The sequence below is a fragment of the Nonomuraea thailandensis genome (assembly GCF_024172165.1).
GTDB lineage: Bacteria > Actinomycetota > Actinomycetes > Streptosporangiales > Streptosporangiaceae > Nonomuraea > Nonomuraea thailandensis.
The window spans coordinates 11978617-11995198 of sequence record NZ_JAMZEB010000002.1; the positions used below are offsets into that span (position 1 = coordinate 11978617).

14 protein-coding genes are annotated in these 16582 nt (G+C 72.1%); 8 read left to right on the top strand and 6 right to left on the bottom strand.

The window, feature by feature from the left end; genetic code table 11:
- Window positions 1-108: 108 nt before the first annotated feature.
- The 3 genes from smc (at window position 109) to HD597_RS66385 (ending at window position 7164) form a co-directional block, all read left to right on the top strand.
- Window positions 109-3810, top strand: coding sequence for a chromosome segregation protein SMC (gene smc / locus HD597_RS59830; protein WP_253757948.1), 3702 nt, complete (start codon window positions 109-111; stop codon window positions 3808-3810).
- 53 nt (window positions 3811-3863) lie between these two features.
- Window positions 3864-5042, top strand: a complete 1179-nt coding sequence (gene ftsY, locus HD597_RS59835) for a signal recognition particle-docking protein FtsY (RefSeq protein WP_253757950.1) — start codon at window positions 3864-3866, stop codon at window positions 5040-5042.
- A 436-nt stretch (window positions 5043-5478) separates the two neighbouring features.
- A complete protein-coding gene (locus HD597_RS66385) occupies window positions 5479-7164 on the top strand; it encodes a tetratricopeptide repeat protein (protein WP_253757952.1) in 1686 nt (561 codons plus the stop codon).
- Here HD597_RS66385 and HD597_RS59845 read toward each other — a convergent pair.
- From HD597_RS59845 to HD597_RS59860, 4 genes are read right to left on the bottom strand one after another with little or no spacing between them, the layout of a single operon-like run.
- Window positions 7161-7967 (bottom strand): ABC transporter ATP-binding protein, encoded by an 807-nt coding sequence (locus HD597_RS59845; protein WP_253757954.1) that lies wholly within the window; start codon window positions 7965-7967, stop codon window positions 7161-7163. The two genes, HD597_RS66385 and HD597_RS59845, sit on opposite strands and share 4 nt — an antisense overlap.
- A complete protein-coding gene (locus HD597_RS59850; RefSeq protein WP_253757956.1) occupies window positions 7964-9001 on the bottom strand; it encodes a FecCD family ABC transporter permease in 1038 nt (345 codons plus the stop codon). Before HD597_RS59850 ends, HD597_RS59845 begins: the two co-directional genes overlap by 4 nt.
- Window positions 8998-10032 (bottom strand): FecCD family ABC transporter permease, encoded by a 1035-nt coding sequence (locus HD597_RS59855; protein WP_253757958.1) that lies wholly within the window; start codon window positions 10030-10032, stop codon window positions 8998-9000. Before HD597_RS59855 ends, HD597_RS59850 begins: the two co-directional genes overlap by 4 nt.
- Before the next feature lie 60 nt (window positions 10033-10092).
- On the bottom strand, window positions 10093-11169 hold the full coding sequence (locus HD597_RS59860; protein WP_253757960.1) for a PLP-dependent cysteine synthase family protein: 1077 nt from the start codon (window positions 11167-11169) through the stop codon (window positions 10093-10095).
- A 250-nt stretch (window positions 11170-11419) separates the two neighbouring features.
- Here HD597_RS59860 and HD597_RS59865 point away from each other — a divergent pair, with 250 nt between their 5' ends.
- A complete protein-coding gene (locus HD597_RS59865) occupies window positions 11420-12004 on the top strand; it encodes a sigma-70 family RNA polymerase sigma factor (protein ID WP_168021809.1) in 585 nt (194 codons plus the stop codon).
- On the opposite strand, the gene HD597_RS59870 is transcribed toward HD597_RS59865, so the two are convergent.
- A complete protein-coding gene (locus tag HD597_RS59870) occupies window positions 12001-12900 on the bottom strand; it encodes an anti-sigma factor RsbA family regulatory protein (protein ID WP_253759953.1) in 900 nt (299 codons plus the stop codon). The genes HD597_RS59865 and HD597_RS59870 overlap by 4 nt on opposite strands.
- A 64-nt stretch (window positions 12901-12964) precedes the next feature.
- Window positions 12965-13804: a DMT family transporter gene (locus tag HD597_RS59875; RefSeq protein WP_253757962.1), complete on the bottom strand. Its 840-nt coding sequence runs from the start codon at window positions 13802-13804 to the stop codon at window positions 12965-12967.
- Window positions 13805-13895: 91 nt separating this feature from the next.
- On the opposite strand from HD597_RS59875, the gene HD597_RS59880 reads away from it, so the two are divergent.
- From HD597_RS59880 to HD597_RS59895, 4 genes are all read left to right on the top strand, one after another.
- Window positions 13896-14507 carry a helix-turn-helix domain-containing protein gene (locus HD597_RS59880; protein ID WP_253757964.1) on the top strand — a complete coding sequence of 204 codons (612 nt, stop codon included), beginning with the start codon at window positions 13896-13898 and terminating at the stop codon, window positions 14505-14507.
- 146 nt (window positions 14508-14653) lie between these two features.
- Window positions 14654-14959 (top strand): hypothetical protein, encoded by a 306-nt coding sequence (locus tag HD597_RS59885; RefSeq protein WP_253757966.1) that lies wholly within the window; start codon window positions 14654-14656, stop codon window positions 14957-14959.
- Between the two features lie 30 nt (window positions 14960-14989).
- The gene (locus tag HD597_RS59890; RefSeq protein WP_253757968.1) at window positions 14990-15784 is read left to right on the top strand and encodes a polysaccharide deacetylase family protein; all 795 of its coding nucleotides are present in this window, start codon (window positions 14990-14992) and stop codon (window positions 15782-15784) included.
- Window positions 15785-15875: 91 nt separating this feature from the next.
- Window positions 15876-16526 carry a DUF2461 domain-containing protein gene (locus HD597_RS59895; RefSeq protein WP_253757970.1) on the top strand — a complete coding sequence of 217 codons (651 nt, stop codon included), beginning with the start codon at window positions 15876-15878 and terminating at the stop codon, window positions 16524-16526.
- The last annotated feature ends 56 nt before the right edge of the window (window positions 16527-16582 follow it).

The following is a 16582-nucleotide window of genomic DNA, read 5'->3' on the forward strand; positions in this document are numbered from 1 at the left end:
ACTCCTGGCGGAGCGCGGACCCGACTGTAGATGCCCACCCGGGGCAGCTAGGACCAGTAGGCTTTTCCGAGGTCTGTTCAAGGTCCGTTCAGGAGAAGGGGGTCGCGCTTGTACCTGAAGACCCTCACCCTGCGCGGCTTCAAGTCCTTCGCCTCGGCCACCGCCCTGCGTTTCGAGCCCGGCATCACCTGCGTCGTCGGCCCCAACGGGTCCGGCAAGTCCAACGTCGTCGACGCCCTGGCCTGGGTCATGGGCGAGCACAGCGCCAAGTCGCTGCGCGGCGGCAAGATGGAGGACGTCATCTTCGCCGGCACCTCATCCCGGCCCCCGCTGGGCCGCGCCGAGGTGACGCTGACCATCGACAACTCCGACGGCGCGCTGCCGATCGACTACACCGAGGTCACGATCAGCCGGCTGATGTTCCGGTCGGGGCAGAGCGAGTACGCGATCAACGGCGACACCTGCCGCCTCCTCGACATCCAGGAGCTGCTGTCCGACTCGGGCATCGGCCGCGAGATGCACGTGATCGTCGGGCAGGGCCAGCTCGACGCCGTGCTGCACGCGGGCCCCGAGGACCGGCGGGCCTTCATCGAAGAGGCCGCGGGCGTGCTCAAGCACCGCAAGCGCAAGGAGAAGGCGCTGCGCAAGCTCGACGCTATGCAGGCCAACCTGACCCGCGTCCAGGACCTCGCCACCGAGCTGCGCCGCCAGCTCAAGCCGCTGGGCCGCCAGGCCGAGATCGCCCGCAGGGCCGCCGTCATCCAGGCCGACCTGCGCGACGCCAGGCTGCGGCTGCTGGCCGACGACGTGTGCATCCTGAGGGGCACGCTGGAGCGCGAGGCCGCCGACGAGGCCGCGATCACGGCCAGGCGGCAGCAGGTGGAGACCGAGCTCGCCCAGGCCCAGCAGCGCGAGGGCGCGCTGGAGGCCGCCGAGGCCGAGGCCCAGCCGCGGCTGGCCGCCGCCCAGGAGACCTACTTCAGGCTGTCCTCGCTGCGCGAGCGCATCACCGGCCTGGAGCAGCTCGCCGCCGAGCGCCACCGCCACGCCCTCGACGCCGCCGCCATCGAGCGCCGCGGCCGCGACCCGGAGGAGCTCGAACGCGAGGCCGCCGAGGTGCGCGAGCGGGAGCTCATCCTCAAGGCCGAGCTGGAGCAGGCCCAGGAGCTGCTGGAGGACGCCGTCCAGCGGCGCGCCGAGGCCGAGGCCGGGCTGAGCGCCGAGGAGCAGCGGCTCGCGATGGCCGCCAGGGCCGCCGCCGACCGCCGCGAGGGCCTGGCCAAGCTGCGCGGGCAGGTCGACTCCGTACGCAGCCGCGCCCGCGCCGCGGGCGAGGAGATCGGGCGCCTCCAGCAGGCCGTGGCCGACGCCGGCGAGCGGGAGCGGCAGGCCAGGGAAGAGCTCGAGACGCAGCGGCTGGAGGAGCCCGCCGTCGATCCGGGGCTGGCCGAGGAGCTGGCCGCCGCGCAGGCCATGGTCGAGGAGGCCAGGGCGGTGGCCGACGAGGCGCGCGCCGCCCTCGAAGAGGCCAAGTCCGGCCTCGACGCGCCCCGCTCCGCCCTTCAGGCCGCCAAGTCCGGCGTGAGCACGGCTCGCGCCGCCGACCAGCAGGCCCAGCGCTCGGTCGCCGCCCTGGCCGCCCGCCGTGACGCCCTGGAGCTGGGCCTGGCCAAGGGCGACGGCGGCGCGGCGGTGCTGGACGCCGACCTGGCCGGGGTGCTGGGGCCGCTGGCGGCCTCGATGCAGGTGACACCGGGGGCCGAGCAGGCGGTGGCCGCCGTCCTGGGCCCGGCCGCCGAGGCCATCGCCGTCAAGACCCTCGACACGGCCGTGGAGGCGCTGGAGCTGCTGCGCTCGCAGGGGTCCGGCCAGGCGACGCTCCTGGTGGCGGGCAACGGCTTCGGCGGAGGCGAGGAGGCGTACGGCGGGGGCGGCCCGCGGGCGGCGGCTCCCGGCGGCGGCCGGTGGGTGGCCGACCTGGTGACGGTGCCCGACCACCTTCGGCCCGCCCTGGAGCACGTGCTGGCCGACGTCGTGCTCGTGGCCGACCTGGAGACCGCCCGGGCCGTCGCCGACCGCCACCCCCATCTCAGAGCGGTGACCGAGGCGGGCGATCTCGTCAGCGCCCACCTGGCGGCGGGAGGCGCGGAGGCGGGCACGTCCGTCCTCCAGGTGCGGGCCGCGCTCGACGAGGCCGTCGCGGACCTTGAGGAGGCCGAGGCCAGGGCTGAGTCCGCCGCCACGGCCCTGGACACGGCGATCGAGGCCGAGCAGGCCGCGCAGGCCGCCCTGGAGGCCGCCCAGGCGCACGTCGGCGAGGCCCAGACCACCGTCACCACCGCCCAGGCGGGGGTGAGCGCGGCCCAGGGCGGCCTCGACCAGATCAGGGCCCGCCAGCGCGAGGCCGACCAGCGCAACGCGGCGGCGGCCCAGCGGCTCGCCCAGATCGAGGCCGCCGCCGACGCGGCCCGCGACGAGGCCGAGCGCCTGGCCAGGAGCGTGGCCAGGGCGGAGGAGGCCCGCACCGAGCGCCAGGAGGAGCTGGCGGAGCTGGAGATCCGCCTGGCCGAGGCCGAGTACGCCCAGGAGCTGGAGTCGGAGCCCACCACCGACCTGCGCGACGACCTGGCGAGCGCCGTGGAGGGCGCCAGGCAGCGCGAGATGGACACCCGGCTGCAGGTGCGCACCGCCGAGGAGCGCGTCAAGGGCATCGAGGGCCGCGCCGACGGCCTGCTGCGGGCCGCCAGGCGGGAGCGCGAGGAACGCGCCCAGGCGGCCGCTCAGCGCGCCAGGCGCAGGCGCCAGGCCGCGCTGGCCGAGGCCGTCAGTAAGGGCGCCAAGCAGGTGCTGCAGGCCCTCGCGGCGTCCGTCCAGCTCGCCTCCAGGGAGCGCGACGAGGCCGACCTGGCGAGGGTGGCCGTGGACGCCGAGCTCAAGCAGGTCCGCCTGCGCGTCCGCGAGCTGGGCCAGGAGCTGGACAAACTGGTCAACCGGGTGCACGGCAACGAGGTGGCGCGCACCGAGCAGCGGCTGCGGCTGGAGCAGATGGAGCAGCGGGCGCTGGAGGAGTTCGGGGTCGAGGCCGAGTCGCTGATCGCCGAGTACGGCCCCGAGGCGCCGGTGCCCGGCGAGCCGCCCGTGCCGTACGTGCGCGAGGAGCAGGAGAAGCGGGCCAGGGCGGCCGAGCGGCAGATGAACCAGCTCGGCAAGGTCAACCCGCTGGCGCTGGAGGAGTTCGCGGCCCTGGAGGAGCGGCACTCCTTCCTCAACTCCCAGCTGGAGGACCTCAAGAAGACCAGGCGCGACCTGCTGACCGTGGTCAAGGAGGTCGACGACCGGGTGGAGCAGATGTTCGCCTCGGCGTACGAGGACGTGGCCCGCGAGTTCGAGCAGATCTTCGGCCGGGTGTTCCCCGGCGGCGACGGCCGGCTGGTGCTGACCGACCCCGGCGACATGCTGACCACCGGCATCGAGGTCGAGGCCAGGCCGCCGGGCAAGAAGGTCAAGCGGCTGTCGCTGCTGTCGGGCGGCGAGCGTTCGCTGACGGCGGTGGCGTTCCTGATCTCGATCTTCAAGGCGCGGCCGTCGCCCTTCTACGTGATGGACGAGGTCGAGGCCGCCCTCGACGACACCAACACGCAGCGGCTGCTCATGCTCTTCGAGGAGCTGCGACAGAGCTCACAGCTCATCGTCATCACCCACAACAAGCGCACGATGGAGATCGCCGACGCGCTCTACGGCGTGTCGATGCGCGGTGACGGCGTGACACAGGTCGTCAGCCAGCGGCTGAGGGAACGCGAAACGGCCTGATCGGTGTGGCCTTGGGCGTGACCATGGTGGTCGATCTGGAAAACTGACATCTTGTGGATGGTTACCTCGGCGTCATCGTGATCGTGGCCGTCGTCGCCCTGCTGGCGGCCGGCGGTCTCTTCCTGCTGTTCAGGCCGGGTCGCAAGGCGGCCCCGCCGGTCAAGCCGCCAGAGGCCCCCGTGCTTCCCGAGGAGGAGAAGCGGCCCGCCGGCGCGGGTGAGGAGGCCGAGGGCGCCACCACCACGCTTCCGCCGCCGGTCAAGCCCGCCGAGCCGATGGTCGTGGAGCCCGAGGTCGAGGTTCCGCCGCCGTCCGCCGGCCGGATGGTGCGGCTGCGCTCGCGCCTGGCCCGCTCGCAGAACGCGCTCGGGCGCGGCCTGCTGGAGCTGCTGTCCCGCGACCGCCTCGACGACGAGGTGTGGGACGAGATCGAGGAGAGCCTGATCACCGCCGACGTGGGCGTCGCACCGACCCGCGCCATGGTGGAGGAGCTGCGCACCAAGGTGAAGGTGCTGGGCAGCCGCACCCACGACGAGGTGCGCGGCCTGCTCAGGGAGCAGCTCCTGGCCCAGGTCAACCCCGACCTCGACCGCACGCTGCACGTGCGCAAGCACGGCGAGCGGCCCGCGGTCGTCCTGGTCGTGGGCGTGAACGGCACCGGCAAGACCACCACCACCGGCAAGCTGGCCCGATCCCTGATCGGCGACGGCAAGAAGGTGGTGCTCGGCGCGGCCGACACCTTCCGCGCCGCCGCCGCCGACCAGCTCCAGACGTGGGGCGAGCGGGTGGGCGCCGACACGGTGCGCGGGCCCGAGGGCGGCGACCCGGCGTCCGTGGCGTTCGACGCGGTGGCCAAGGGCATCGAGGAGAAGGTCGACGTCGTGATCGTCGACACCGCCGGGCGGCTGCACACCAAGACCGGGCTGATGGACGAGCTGGGCAAGGTCAAGCGGGTCATCGAGAAGAAGGCCACGGTCGACGAGGTGCTGCTGGTCCTCGACGCGACCACCGGTCAGAACGGCATGCGGCAGGCGCAGGTGTTCGCCGAGGTGGTGAACATCACGGGCATCGCGCTGACCAAGCTCGACGGCACGGCGAAGGGCGGCATCGTCATCTCGGTGCAGCGTGAGCTGGGCGTCCCGGTCAAGCTGGCGGGCCTGGGCGAGGGGCCAGACGATCTGGCGCCGTTCGACCCCGAGGTGTTCGTGGACGCGATCCTCGGCGGGGAGTGACGCTTTCGGGCTCGTCCAAAATGTCGTTGAAATGGGCCTTTACCAGATGAAACCTTGATCGGCGACTTTTCAATGTGTTGACATGTACCGGTCATTGATCGTTCGGTCCCGTTGGAACGTGAAAGGCCCGTCCATGAAGAAGATCGTTGTTCACAAGCCCGGCACCGTGAAGCCGACTGCCGGGGCTGCGCCCAGGCACAGCGCCTGATCCGCTCGTAGCCCGCTGTGCGGGCCTCCGTCCCCTCCCCGCCCGCCGGCTTCGGCGGGTCCCGGCGGAGGGGCCGGGGCGGGCGGATGGCGGCCGGGGCTGGCCGTGGCAGGGTCACGGGGTTCAAGCTGGTGCCGTGACAGGGCGTCGGCCGTGGTGGGGCACGGCCGGCGGAGGGGTGTGCCGCGTGGGGGCGTCGGCCGTGTCTGACCACGGGAGAGGGACCGCGTGGAGACGATCTTCATCGACGCGGATCGCCGTATCGGCGGCCCGTACACGCTTGCCGCCGCGCTGCTCGGGCACCTGGTGCCGGCAGAGCTGGAGCACCGGCCGGAGCTGGTCGCGGCGCACGACATCGAGATCAGGGCGGCGGCGCCACAGTTGCGTCACCTGGTGCCCGCCCGGCGGCGTTCGCTGGCCGACGAGCTGCCCAGGGAGCAGCGGGTGCTGGTGCCAGGGGTGCGCCGGAGCCTGCGGATCGCGAACGGGCTGGCGGAGTTCGCCCGCGGCTGCCTGAGCCGATCGGGGCCGCTCACCGCGCGCGTGGCGAATCTCGGCGAGGCCGACCACACCGACGCGGAGCTGGTGGCGGTGCTGCGGCGCAGGCTCGGTCCCGGCCTGCTGGCCATCGAGGAGGGGCCCTCCCGGCCCGGCTCGGGGCCGCTGCCCGCCGACTTCGACCGGTACCGCGACGAGGGCTTCCACCACGCCATGGCCGAGTCGGGGCTGGAGGTGCTGCGCGGGCTGGCGTACGAGGACGACCCCGAGCGCTGGCAGCGGCTGCTGCAGCGGGTGGCGGGGTCCCTGGAGGCCGTCGGGCGCGAGGAGGAGGCCCGCGAGCTCTACGACCGCATCAGGCGCCTCAGCACCGACCCCAAGCACCGCGCCACCGCCGCCTACGCCACGGCCATGATCCTGGTACGCCACCACGACCCGGCCCAGCGCGACCCCGAGCAGGCGCTGGCCTGGATCAACGAGGCGGTGACGATCACGTCGCTGCTGCCCGACCAGGGGGAGCGCGCCTTCCACCTGGGGTTCGACCTCAACGGCAAGGCCCTGGTGGAGCTGCGCAGGGGCCGCAGGGACGCCGCCATGGAGCTGGTGGGACAGGCCATCGAGCTGGCCGAGACGCGCCTGGCGCGGGCGCACCCGATCCACCGGCTCGTCCTGTACGCCAACCGGGCCCAGCTTTTGGCCATGGCCGGGCTGCGGGAGGCGGCGCTGGCCGACTACACCCGCGCCGTCGAGGCCGACCCCGGCTACCCCGACTACTACCTCGACCGAGGGAACCTGCTGCACGAGCTGGGCCGCGAGGAGGAGGCGCTGGCCGACTACGAGGCGGTCATGCGCCTCAGCCCGCCCTTCCCCGAGGCGTACTACAACCGGTCGGAGGTGCGTTACGCCGCCGGCGACGTCGAGGGCGCCCTCGCGGACCTGGACCACACGCTGGAGCTGGATCCGGCGTTCGCCCCCGCCTACGTCAACCGCTGCGGCATCCACGCGGCGGCCGGCGACCACGCCAGGGCGAGGCAGGACGTGGAGCGCGGCCTGGCGCTGACGCCGGGAGACGCCCATCTGCTGTGCGTGCTGGGCCAGGTGGAGCTCGCCGAGGAGTGTTACCCGGAGGCGCGCATGGCCTTCGACCAGGCGCTGGAGCTCGATCCCGAGCTGGTGCCCGCCTGGGCGGGCCGGGCGGAGCTGGCGTTCGAGCGGGGCGACCACGAGGCGGCGCTGGCGGACCTGACGCGGGCGCTGAAGCTGGAGGAGTCGGCGGAGCTGCTGTTCAACCGGTCGCTGGTGTACCGGGCGGTCGGCCTGGACGCGCAGGAGCGCGAGGACCTGCTGAGGGCCGCGGAGCTGGCTCCCGAGGACGAGGACGTCCAGCGGGCGCTCTTACGGCGCGGCTCGTCCTAGCCGCGCGCGCCGCCCCTGTCGTGGTGGAGCGGGCCGATGGGGACGACCAGCGGCGTGCCGGCCACCGGGTCGGCGATGATCTTGGCGTCCAGCTCGAACACCTCCCGCAGCAGGTTCTCGGTGAGCACCTCGTGCGGGGTGCCGGAGGCGATCACCCGGCCGGCGCGCATGGCGACCAGGCGGTCGGCGTAGCGCGCGGCCAGGTTGAGGTCGTGCAGGACCATGACGACCGTGCGGCCGGCCTCCTCGTGCAGGTGACGGACGAGCTCCAGCACCTCCACCTGGTGGGCCAGGTCCAGGAACGTGGTCGGCTCGTCGAGCAGCAGCAGGTCCGTGCCCTGGGCCAGCGCCATGGAGATCCACGCCCGCTGCCGCTGGCCGCCCGACAGCTCGTCCAGCGGCCGCTCGGCCAGGTCGGCCAGGCCCGTCATGTCGAGCGCCGCCGCGACCGCGCCCTCGTCGTCGGAGGACCACTGCCGGTACCACGTCTGGTGCGGATGCCGCCCGCGCGCCACCAGATCGGCGACGGTCAGGCCCTCGGGCGCGGAGGGCGACTGCGGGAGCACGCCGAGGATCTTGGCCACCTCGCGGGTGGGGATCTGGTCGATGCGCTTGCCGTCCAGCAGCACCTCGCCGCCCTGCGGCTTGAGCAGCCGGCCGAGGGCGCGCAGCAGCGTGGACTTGCCGCAGCCGTTCGGGCCGATGATGGTGGTCACCGTGCCGGCCTCGATGCCGAGGTCGAGCCCGTCCACGATGACGCGGTCGCCGTACCCGAGCTTGACGCCGGCTGCCTGCAGTCTCACTTCCGCGACCTCCAGATCAGGTGGATCAGGTACGGGGCGCCCAGCACGGCCGTGACGATGCCGACGGGCAGCTCGATGGGGGAGAAGGCCGTCCTGGCGATCAGGTCGGCACCCGTGGTGAGCACGGCGCCGACGACCGCCGAGCACAGCAGCGGCGGCCGGCCCGACCGGACCAGGCGCAGCGCGATCTGCGGCGAGGCCAGGGCCACGAACGCGATCGGGCCCGCCGACGCGACGGCCACGGCGGCCAGCAGCACGGCGGCCAGGATCAGCAGGGCGCGGGCCAGGTTCATGCGGATGCCGAGCCCGGTGACCGTGTCGTCGCCGAAGCGCAGGGCGTCCAGCGAGCGGGTGCCGAGCAGGGTCAGCGGCACCAGCACGGCCAGGGCCAGCGCCGTGGGCGTCACGTGCTCCCAGCCGCGCCCATTGAGCGAGCCGCTGATCCAGACCATGGCCCGGGCGGTGTCGTTGACGTCGCCGATGGTCAGCAGCCAGAACTTGACGTTGGTGAACACGGCGGCCACGCCGATGCCGACCAGCACCAGGCGGTAGCCGTCCAGGCCGCGCCGCCATGCCAGGCCGTACACCACGGCGGCGCCGGCCAGGCCGCCGAGCAGGGCGAGCACGGGGATGCCGAGGGTGGCCAGCAGGCCGCTGACGGTGCCGTACGCGCTGCCGGAGGCCACGAGCCCGGCCACCACGGTGACGGAGGCGCCGGTGGTGACGCCGAGGATCTCGGGGCTGGCCAGCGGGTTGCGGGCGATCGACTGGATGATCGCGCCCGACAGCGCGAGCGCGGCGCCGACCAGGGCGCCGGTCAGCGCGCGGGGCAGGCGCAGCTCCATGACGACGAAGTGGGCGGCGCTGTCGACGTCGAAGGTGGCGGAGAGCACCTCGGGCAGCGTCAGCCCGATGTCGCCGATGCGCATGTTCAGGGCCATGAGCAGGACGAGCAGGACGAGCCCCGTCAGGGTGAGCGTGACACCGCGTGGCCGTACCCGCCAGGAGACGGCGGACATCCGTAGGGTCGTCACAGGCGTACGGGCTTTCTGCGGCGGACCAGGGCGACGAAGAACGGGGCGCCGAGCAGCGCGAGCACCACGCCGACCTCCAGCTCGCCCGGCGGGGCGACGACGCGGCCGACGACGTCGGCGATCAGGAGCAGGCCCGCGCCGATCAGCCCCGAGTACGGCAGCAGCCACCGGTGGTCGGTGCCCGACAGGGGGCGGGCCAGGTGCGGCACGATGAGCCCGACGAAGGCCAGCGAGCCGCACGCGGCGACGGCCGCGCCCGACAGCAGGGTGACGGCGGCGACGCCGATGGTCCTGGTCCTGGGGATGTTCTGGCCGAGGCCGCGGGCCACGTCCTCGCCGAGGGAGAGCGCGTTGAGCCCGGGGGCGTTGACCAGCGCGAGCACCAGCCCGGCCAGCACGAACGGGAGCACCTGCCAGACCACGTCGCCGCCCCTGGAGGCGATCGAGCCGGCCTGCCAGAAGCGGAAGACGTCCATCGCCTGCTCGTCCAGCAGCACGATGGTCGAGGTGAGGGCGTAGAGCAGGGCGCTGACGGCGGTGCCGGCGAGCGCCAGGGTGACCGGGGTCGGGCCGCCCCGGCCGCCGACCATGCCCAGCGCGAACACCGCCACGCTGGCCACCAGGGCGCCGGCCAGGCCGTACCAGATGTAGGCGAGCAGGCTGGATGCGCCGAGCAGGATGATCGAGGCCACCATCGCGAACGCCGCGCCCTGCGTGACGCCCAGCAGGCCGGGGTCGGCGAGCGGGTTGCGCGTGTGGCCCTGCATGAGCGCGCCGGCCACGCCTAACGCGATCCCGGCCAGCACGCCCAGGGCGGTCCTGGGCAGGCGCAGGGAGCGGATGACGAGGTCGTTCTCGGTGCCGGTGGGGGCCGTGAGCGCGTGCCAGGCGTCGGCGAGCGGCACGGACTTGGAGCCGATCGTGATGCTCAGCACGACCGCCACCGCCACGCAGCCGAGCAGCGCGAGCAGCACGGTGACGCGGCGCCGGCGGAGGCCGTGGAGGCGCGGGGCGACGGCCACTGCGCTCACCCACGTCCTCCTCAGCTCTGCCTCGTTCCGCTGAAGTATGACAGCTTAGGCTCGCCTTACCTAATCCCGGTGCAGGAAGGCGCGCAGGTCCGCCAGGTGAGGCTCGATGTCCAGGCCCTGCTCCGCCAGCCAGCGCGGGTTTCCGTACGTGCCCTTGTACCGGTCGCCGCTGTCGCACACCAGGGTCACGATGCTGCCCTGCTCGCCCGACTCGCGCAGCTCCTGGACGAGCTCTACGCAGGCCGCCAGGTTCGTGCCCGTGGAGCCGCCGACGTCCAGGCCGGTGACCTCGCGGGTCCAGTGCATGGCGGCGATCGAGCGGGCGTCCGGCACGGCGATCATGCGGTCGATGACGGTGGGCTGGAACGAGGGCTCCACGCGGGGGCGGCCGATGCCCTCGATGCGTGAGCCGGGGGCGGTCGCGGAGGCGTCGCCCGAGGTCCAGCCCGGGTAGAAGGCCGAGCCCTCCGGGTCCACGACGGCCAGGCGGGTGGCGTGGCGGCGGTAGCGGATGTAGCGGCCGATGGTGGAGGAGGTGCCGCCGGTGCCGGCCCCCACCACGATCCAGGCCGGCTCCGGATGGGGCTCCAGGGAGAGCTGGGAGAAGATGGACTCGGCGATGTTGTTGTTGCCGCGCCAGTCGGTGGCCCGCTCGGCGTAGGTGAACTGGTCCATGAAATGGCCGCCGGTCTCGGCGGCCAGGCGGTGCGACTCGTCGTAGATGGCGCCGGGGTCGTCGACCAGGTGACACTTGCCGCCGTAGAACTCGATGAGGTGGATCTTCTCCGGCGAGGTGGCCGCCGGCATGACCGCGATGAACGGCAGGCCCAGCAGCCGGGCGAAGTACGCCTCGCTGACGGCCGTGGAGCCGCTGGAGGCCTCCACGATCGTCGTGGACGGGCCGATCCAGCCGTTGGCCAGACCGTAGAGGAATAGCGAGCGGGCCAGACGGTGTTTCAGTGAACCTGTTGGGTGCACCGACTCGTCTTTCAAGTAGAGGTTTACTCCCCAGTGCGAGGGCAGCGGAAAGACGTGCAGATGTGTGTCGCAACTACGGTTGGCATCGGCCTCGACCTTGCGTATGGCCTCAGCCACCCAGCGGCGTGTACCCGAATGGTGCCGGTCCACGAATCTCATCCTCATACGCTATCCCATGTGACTCTCGCCACTATTACTGCAGGATTGGTGGGTTAGTGTTATGATAATGAGACTTGTCCGGCCGTGGACGTGACCACGCACGCCGCGAGCAGATGGACGATCAACCCCTTCTGACCATGGCGGAGCTCTCTAACGCGTCCCTTACTAGGGACTTGCGAAGATGGGACCGCTGTCAGACGGCTTGTGCCGGTACGGGGGATAGCGCAAGGGGGAATGAATTTTGATCACTATGACCGATGAGCAGCGTCAGGACTGGTTCGAGCGCGATGTCGTGCCCGTGACGTCGCAGCTGTTCGCCTCCGCCATGCGCCTGACCCGTAACACAGCCGACGCCGAGGACCTGGTGCAGGAGACGGTGGCCAAGGCCTACACGTCGTACCACCAGTTCCGTGAGGGCACCAACCTCAAGGCCTGGCTCCACCGGATCCTGACCAACAACTTCATCAACGACTATCGCAAGAAGCAGCGCTCGCCGAAGCTGTCCGCGGCCGAGGAGATCGAGGACTGGCAGCTGCACGCCGCCGAGTCCCACAGCTCGACGGGCCTGCGTTCGGCCGAGACCGAGGCGCTCGACCGGCTGCCCGACAGCGTCGTGATGAACGCCCTCCGCTCGCTCCCCGAGGACTTCCGCGTGGCCGTCTACCTGGCCGACGTCGAGGGGTTCGCCTACAAGGAGATCGCCGAGCGCATGGGCACGCCCATCGGCACCGTGATGTCGCGGCTGCACCGTGGCCGCCGCCAGCTGCGGGGCATGCTGGAGGAGTACGCCCGCGAGGAGGGCGCCGTGCGCCTGCCCGCGCAGCGTGCCGCCTAGGTCCGCATGCTGAGATGGAGGCGGACGCGTAACAGCCCGTCCTCCGCCCGTAACTCCACCAGGTCGCAGAGCTGCCTGCTGATCCAGAGCCCGTATCCCCGTGGGGATTCGGGCTCTGGTGGTATGTAGCCGGGCAACGGGTCGTCGAGCGCGCCTCCGGGGTCGGCGATCTCGCAGACCAGCTCGCCGTCGCCGGTCCACATCGTGATCGTGCCGTGCCCGGCCCCGTGCTCGACGCTGTTGGCGGCGATCTCGGACACGCTGATCACCAGCGAGGTGATGAGGTTGCGGTCCATGCCGGCGGAGCCGGCGTAGTCGCCGACGTGCCGGCGCAGCTTCTTCAGCTCCCTGGCGGTGAAGCGGAAGGTGCCGGCGTCGCCTGGCGGCTCGGGCAGCGGGGCCCGGTCGTCGTGCAGCACCAGCTCGTGCGGCTCGACGAAGCGGTTGCTGGTCATCTCGCCGTCGGAGCCGAGCAGCACGGGGTGGTTGACCGGGCCGTAGTGGAGCACGCTCTCCGGGACGCGGCGCAGGTCGTACAGGCAGAGCATGATGACCGCCGTCGCGCGGAGCGCGGCGTTGATCACGGAGTCGCTGCGGATGAGCTCCCTGACCTGGCGCCCGCTCCTGCCCGTCCAGCTCGGCTCGCCGATCACCAGGGTGCGGCGGCCGCGGGTGTACTCGTGGTAGGCGGCCAGCATCCGGTACGGGTGGTCGTACCAGGAGGCGGGCACGCGGCTGTCGATGTACTCGGCCTCGCGCCCGAGGGCCTCGCGCAGGTGGGCCAGCTTGGCGGCGCCGGTGATCACCAGCACCCGCCTGCCCTCGTCCAGCGCGGCGCGCACCCGCGGCACCGTCAGATCCAGAAAGCACTCATCAGAGTCGTACGGCACGGCCACGTGCTTCAACGACTCACCATCGGAACGTGCCCGCACAGGGCGCACGGGCGAAACGTAGCAAGCGCTAGAGGTGCTGCGCAACGGCTATGAGCGCCACTGCGGCGAGCGCGCATACCACGCCGACCACCTGGACGGCCCGCAGCCGCTCCCCGAGCACGCGGTTGGCCAGCAGCAGGGTGCTGGCGGGGTAGAGCGAGACCAGCACGGCGACCAGGCTGAGCAGGCCGTCACGTTGCGCCAGGAGGTAGAGCACGTTCGCCGCCATGTCGAGCACGCCGGCCGCGAGGATGACGGGCAGCGAGCCGGGCCCCGGCCTGAGTGCGCGCCGGGTCAGCAGCGCCAGCAGGGCCACCGTGGACACCGACGACAGCCGCGCGCCGACCAGCGGCCACAGGCCCGCCTCGTGCGGAGCCATGGCGAGCAGGATGAAGAACCCGCCGAACCCGGCGCCGGCGGCCAGCGCGGTCAGCACCGAGGAGAGCGAGCCGTGCCCGCCGCCGGGCTTCTCCTGGCTCACCAGCAGCACCGAGCCGAGCGCCAGCACCACCCCCACGAGGGCCCAGACCTGCGGCCGCTCGCCCGTGACGAGCCCGAACACCACCGGCAGCGCCGCCGAGGTGACGGCGGTCGTCGGGGCCACCACCGACATGACGCCCGTGGCCAGCGACCGGTAGAACAGCACCAGCCCGGCCGCCCCCGACAGCCCTCCGGCCAGGCCCCACAGCAGTGCCGCGTGGCTGTACGTGCCGGGCAGCAGCGGCAGCAGGCCGAGGATCAGCGCCAAGCCCGCGATCTGCGAGATCACGACGACGGAGAGCACCTGCGAGCGCCGGGTGGCCAGGCCGCCGAAGAAGTCCGCCGTGCCGTACACGATCGCGCAGGCGGTCGCCAGGAGCACCGTCACCGTGATCTCCTCTCGGTTCAATGGAGTGGACTGTCAGTACAACACAGAGGGTACATTCCACTGCAAATTCATTTCACTAGACTGCACTCCCATGGAGGACCCGGAGCTCATCACACAGGCCATCGCGAACAACGTCCGCGCCCAGCGCGCCCACCGCGGGCTGACGCTCGACGCGCTGGCCGCCAGGTCGGGCGTGAGCAGGGGCATGCTGGTGCAGGTCGAGCAGGGGCGGACGAACCCCAGCGTGTCCACGCTGACCCGGATCGCCTCGGCGCTCGGCGTCACCGTGGCGCGGCTGGTCGAGGTGGCCGACGTGCCGATGGTGCGGGTGGTGGACAAGGCGGACGTGGTGGCGTTCCGCCAGGGGAACGGCGAGGCGCGGCTGCTGGTGGGCGCGGACATGCCGATGATCCTGGAGCTGTGGGACTGGCGGCTGGCCCCCGGCGAGCACCACGACGGCGACGCCCACCCGGCCGGCACCCGCGAGATGCTGACGGTGCTGGAGGGGGAGCTGACACTCACGGTGTACGGCAAGAGTCACGTGATAGGGAAAGATGATGCCGTGCTCTTCACGGCCGACCGCCCCCACCGGTACGCCAACAGGGCGGAGACCGAGCTCAGGTTCGTGATGGTGGTGGCCGAGCCACGCGAGCCCCACGACTCCCGCTATCCTCTGGACTCCCAGGACCCGCGCGAGCAATAAGCGCGAAAGTCCCCCTGATCACGCCCCGGAGTTTCATGATTACTCCATGTCTTGGACGGCTGATGCCCGTTGCTGGGTACATCCCTTGTGTGCGGTGAACGCCTGCGACGATCACCGCGCCGCGGAACGTCGGCAGGGGGTGGCGTGTGAGTGAGGCCCGAGCGGCGACGGAGAAACTCCATGCGGAGCTTCATGGTCTGGGCGTCACCAGCGCGTACGAGGTGGGCGACGACGAGACCATCTCGGTGTGGATCGGCCTGGTCGTCCGTTACAGGGATGGTTTTTACCGGTGGCAGGAAGGACCGGTGAAACGTCGGCATCTGGGTACGGATCCGGTCGGATGTGCCATGCGCGTGGCGCGCCGCTTCCAGGAATTGCAGGCGGATATCCCACTCTGGTGGGATGACCTGGCCAGGGAGCTGCGGGGGGTACCGGTCCAGGATTATCCGTAGGCCCCCGCATGCGGCGTTTCGGGGGGAAGCATGCGCGTATGGGCCCTGCCGCTGGCCCTGGTCGCCCTGGTGAGCTGCGTGACAGCGTCGGTGCCGCGCCGCCCGCAGCAGGCCAGGGTGCAGATCGTGCCGTCGAGGCCGGTCGTCGTCGATCCCTTGGCGCTCGCCAAACGGCTGAGATCGATGCAGCACGGCTGGCCGGCCAGCCGTAAGTTCGACTGCGCCCGGCTCAAGTGCGTGGCCCTGACCTTCGACGACGGCCCAGGAGAGCACACCGTGCGGCTGCTGGACATGCTGCGGCAGCGTGACGTGCGGGCCACGTTCTTCGTCATCGGGCAGATGGTGGCCGCCGACAAGGGCGGGCGGACCACCCGGCGCATCGTGGACGACGGCCACGAGATCGGCAACCACTCCTGGAGCCATCCGCCGCTCGCCGAGCTGCCGCACGAGGCGCTCAAGAAGGAGCTCAAGCACACCGAGAACATCGTGCAGCGGCTCACCGGCGTGCGGATGCGGGTGATGCGGCCGCCGTACGGGTCGACCGACGACGACGTCGCGGCCGAGACGCGCCGCGAGGGCCTGGCCCAGATCCTGTGGAACCTCGACACCCTCGACTGGCAGGACCGGGTCGCCACCACCGTGGCCAAGCGGGCGGGCGCCGCCAAGCCCGGCTCGATCGTCCTGCTGCACGACATCCACCGCAGCACGGTGGACGCCGTGCCGGCGATGCTCGACACGCTCGGCAGGAAGGGGTACACGTTCGTCACCGTGTCGGAGCTGTACGGCAGGACGCCCGCGCCCGGCAGGACCTACACCGCGCGCTGACCCGGGCGCTGACCCGGGCGCTGACCCGGGCGCTGACCTGGGCGCTGACCTGGGCGCGGACCTGTCGGTGCGGCGTGGCACTCTTGTCGGCATGGGTTTCAGCGGCTTTCCCGACGAGGCGTTCCTGTTCTACGAAGGGCTCGAGGCGGACAACTCCAAGACGTACTTCGGCCGGCACAAGCACCTCTACGAGGAGGCGGTGCGGGCGCCCATGCTGGCGCTGACCGACGAGCTGGCCGCGGAGTTCGGCCCCGCCCACCTCTTCCGCCCCTACCGTGACGTGCGCTTCTCCAAGGACAAGGCGCCGTACAAGACCCATCAGGGCGCGTTCGTGGAGGCCATGCCGGGGATCGGGCTCTACGTGGAGATCAGCGCCGAGGGGCTGTTCGCCGCGGGCGGCGTCTACTCCACGGCCTCCGACCAGGTGGCCCGCTACCGGGCGGCCGTGGACGAGGACCTGTCGGGCAAGCCGCTGGAGGCGATCACTGGCGCGCTGGTGGTCGAGGGGTACGAGCTGCTGGGCGATCGGCTCAAGACGCGGCCCCGGGGCTTCGAGCAGGACCATCCGCGCATCGAGCTGCTGCGGCACCGGTCGCTCTTCGCCGGGAAACGGTTCGAGCCGCAGGAGTGGGTGCACACGGCGAAGGCGCGCGGGCGGGTCGAGCACGCCTGGCGGGCGTACGGGCCGCTGGTGGAGTGGCTGTGCACGCACGTACGGGGGAGCGAGCTGCCCCGGCGCTAGCCCGGGCGCGCCGAGCCGGCCCGGCCGGTGCCCGGTCGGCGCCCGGCCGCGGGCCG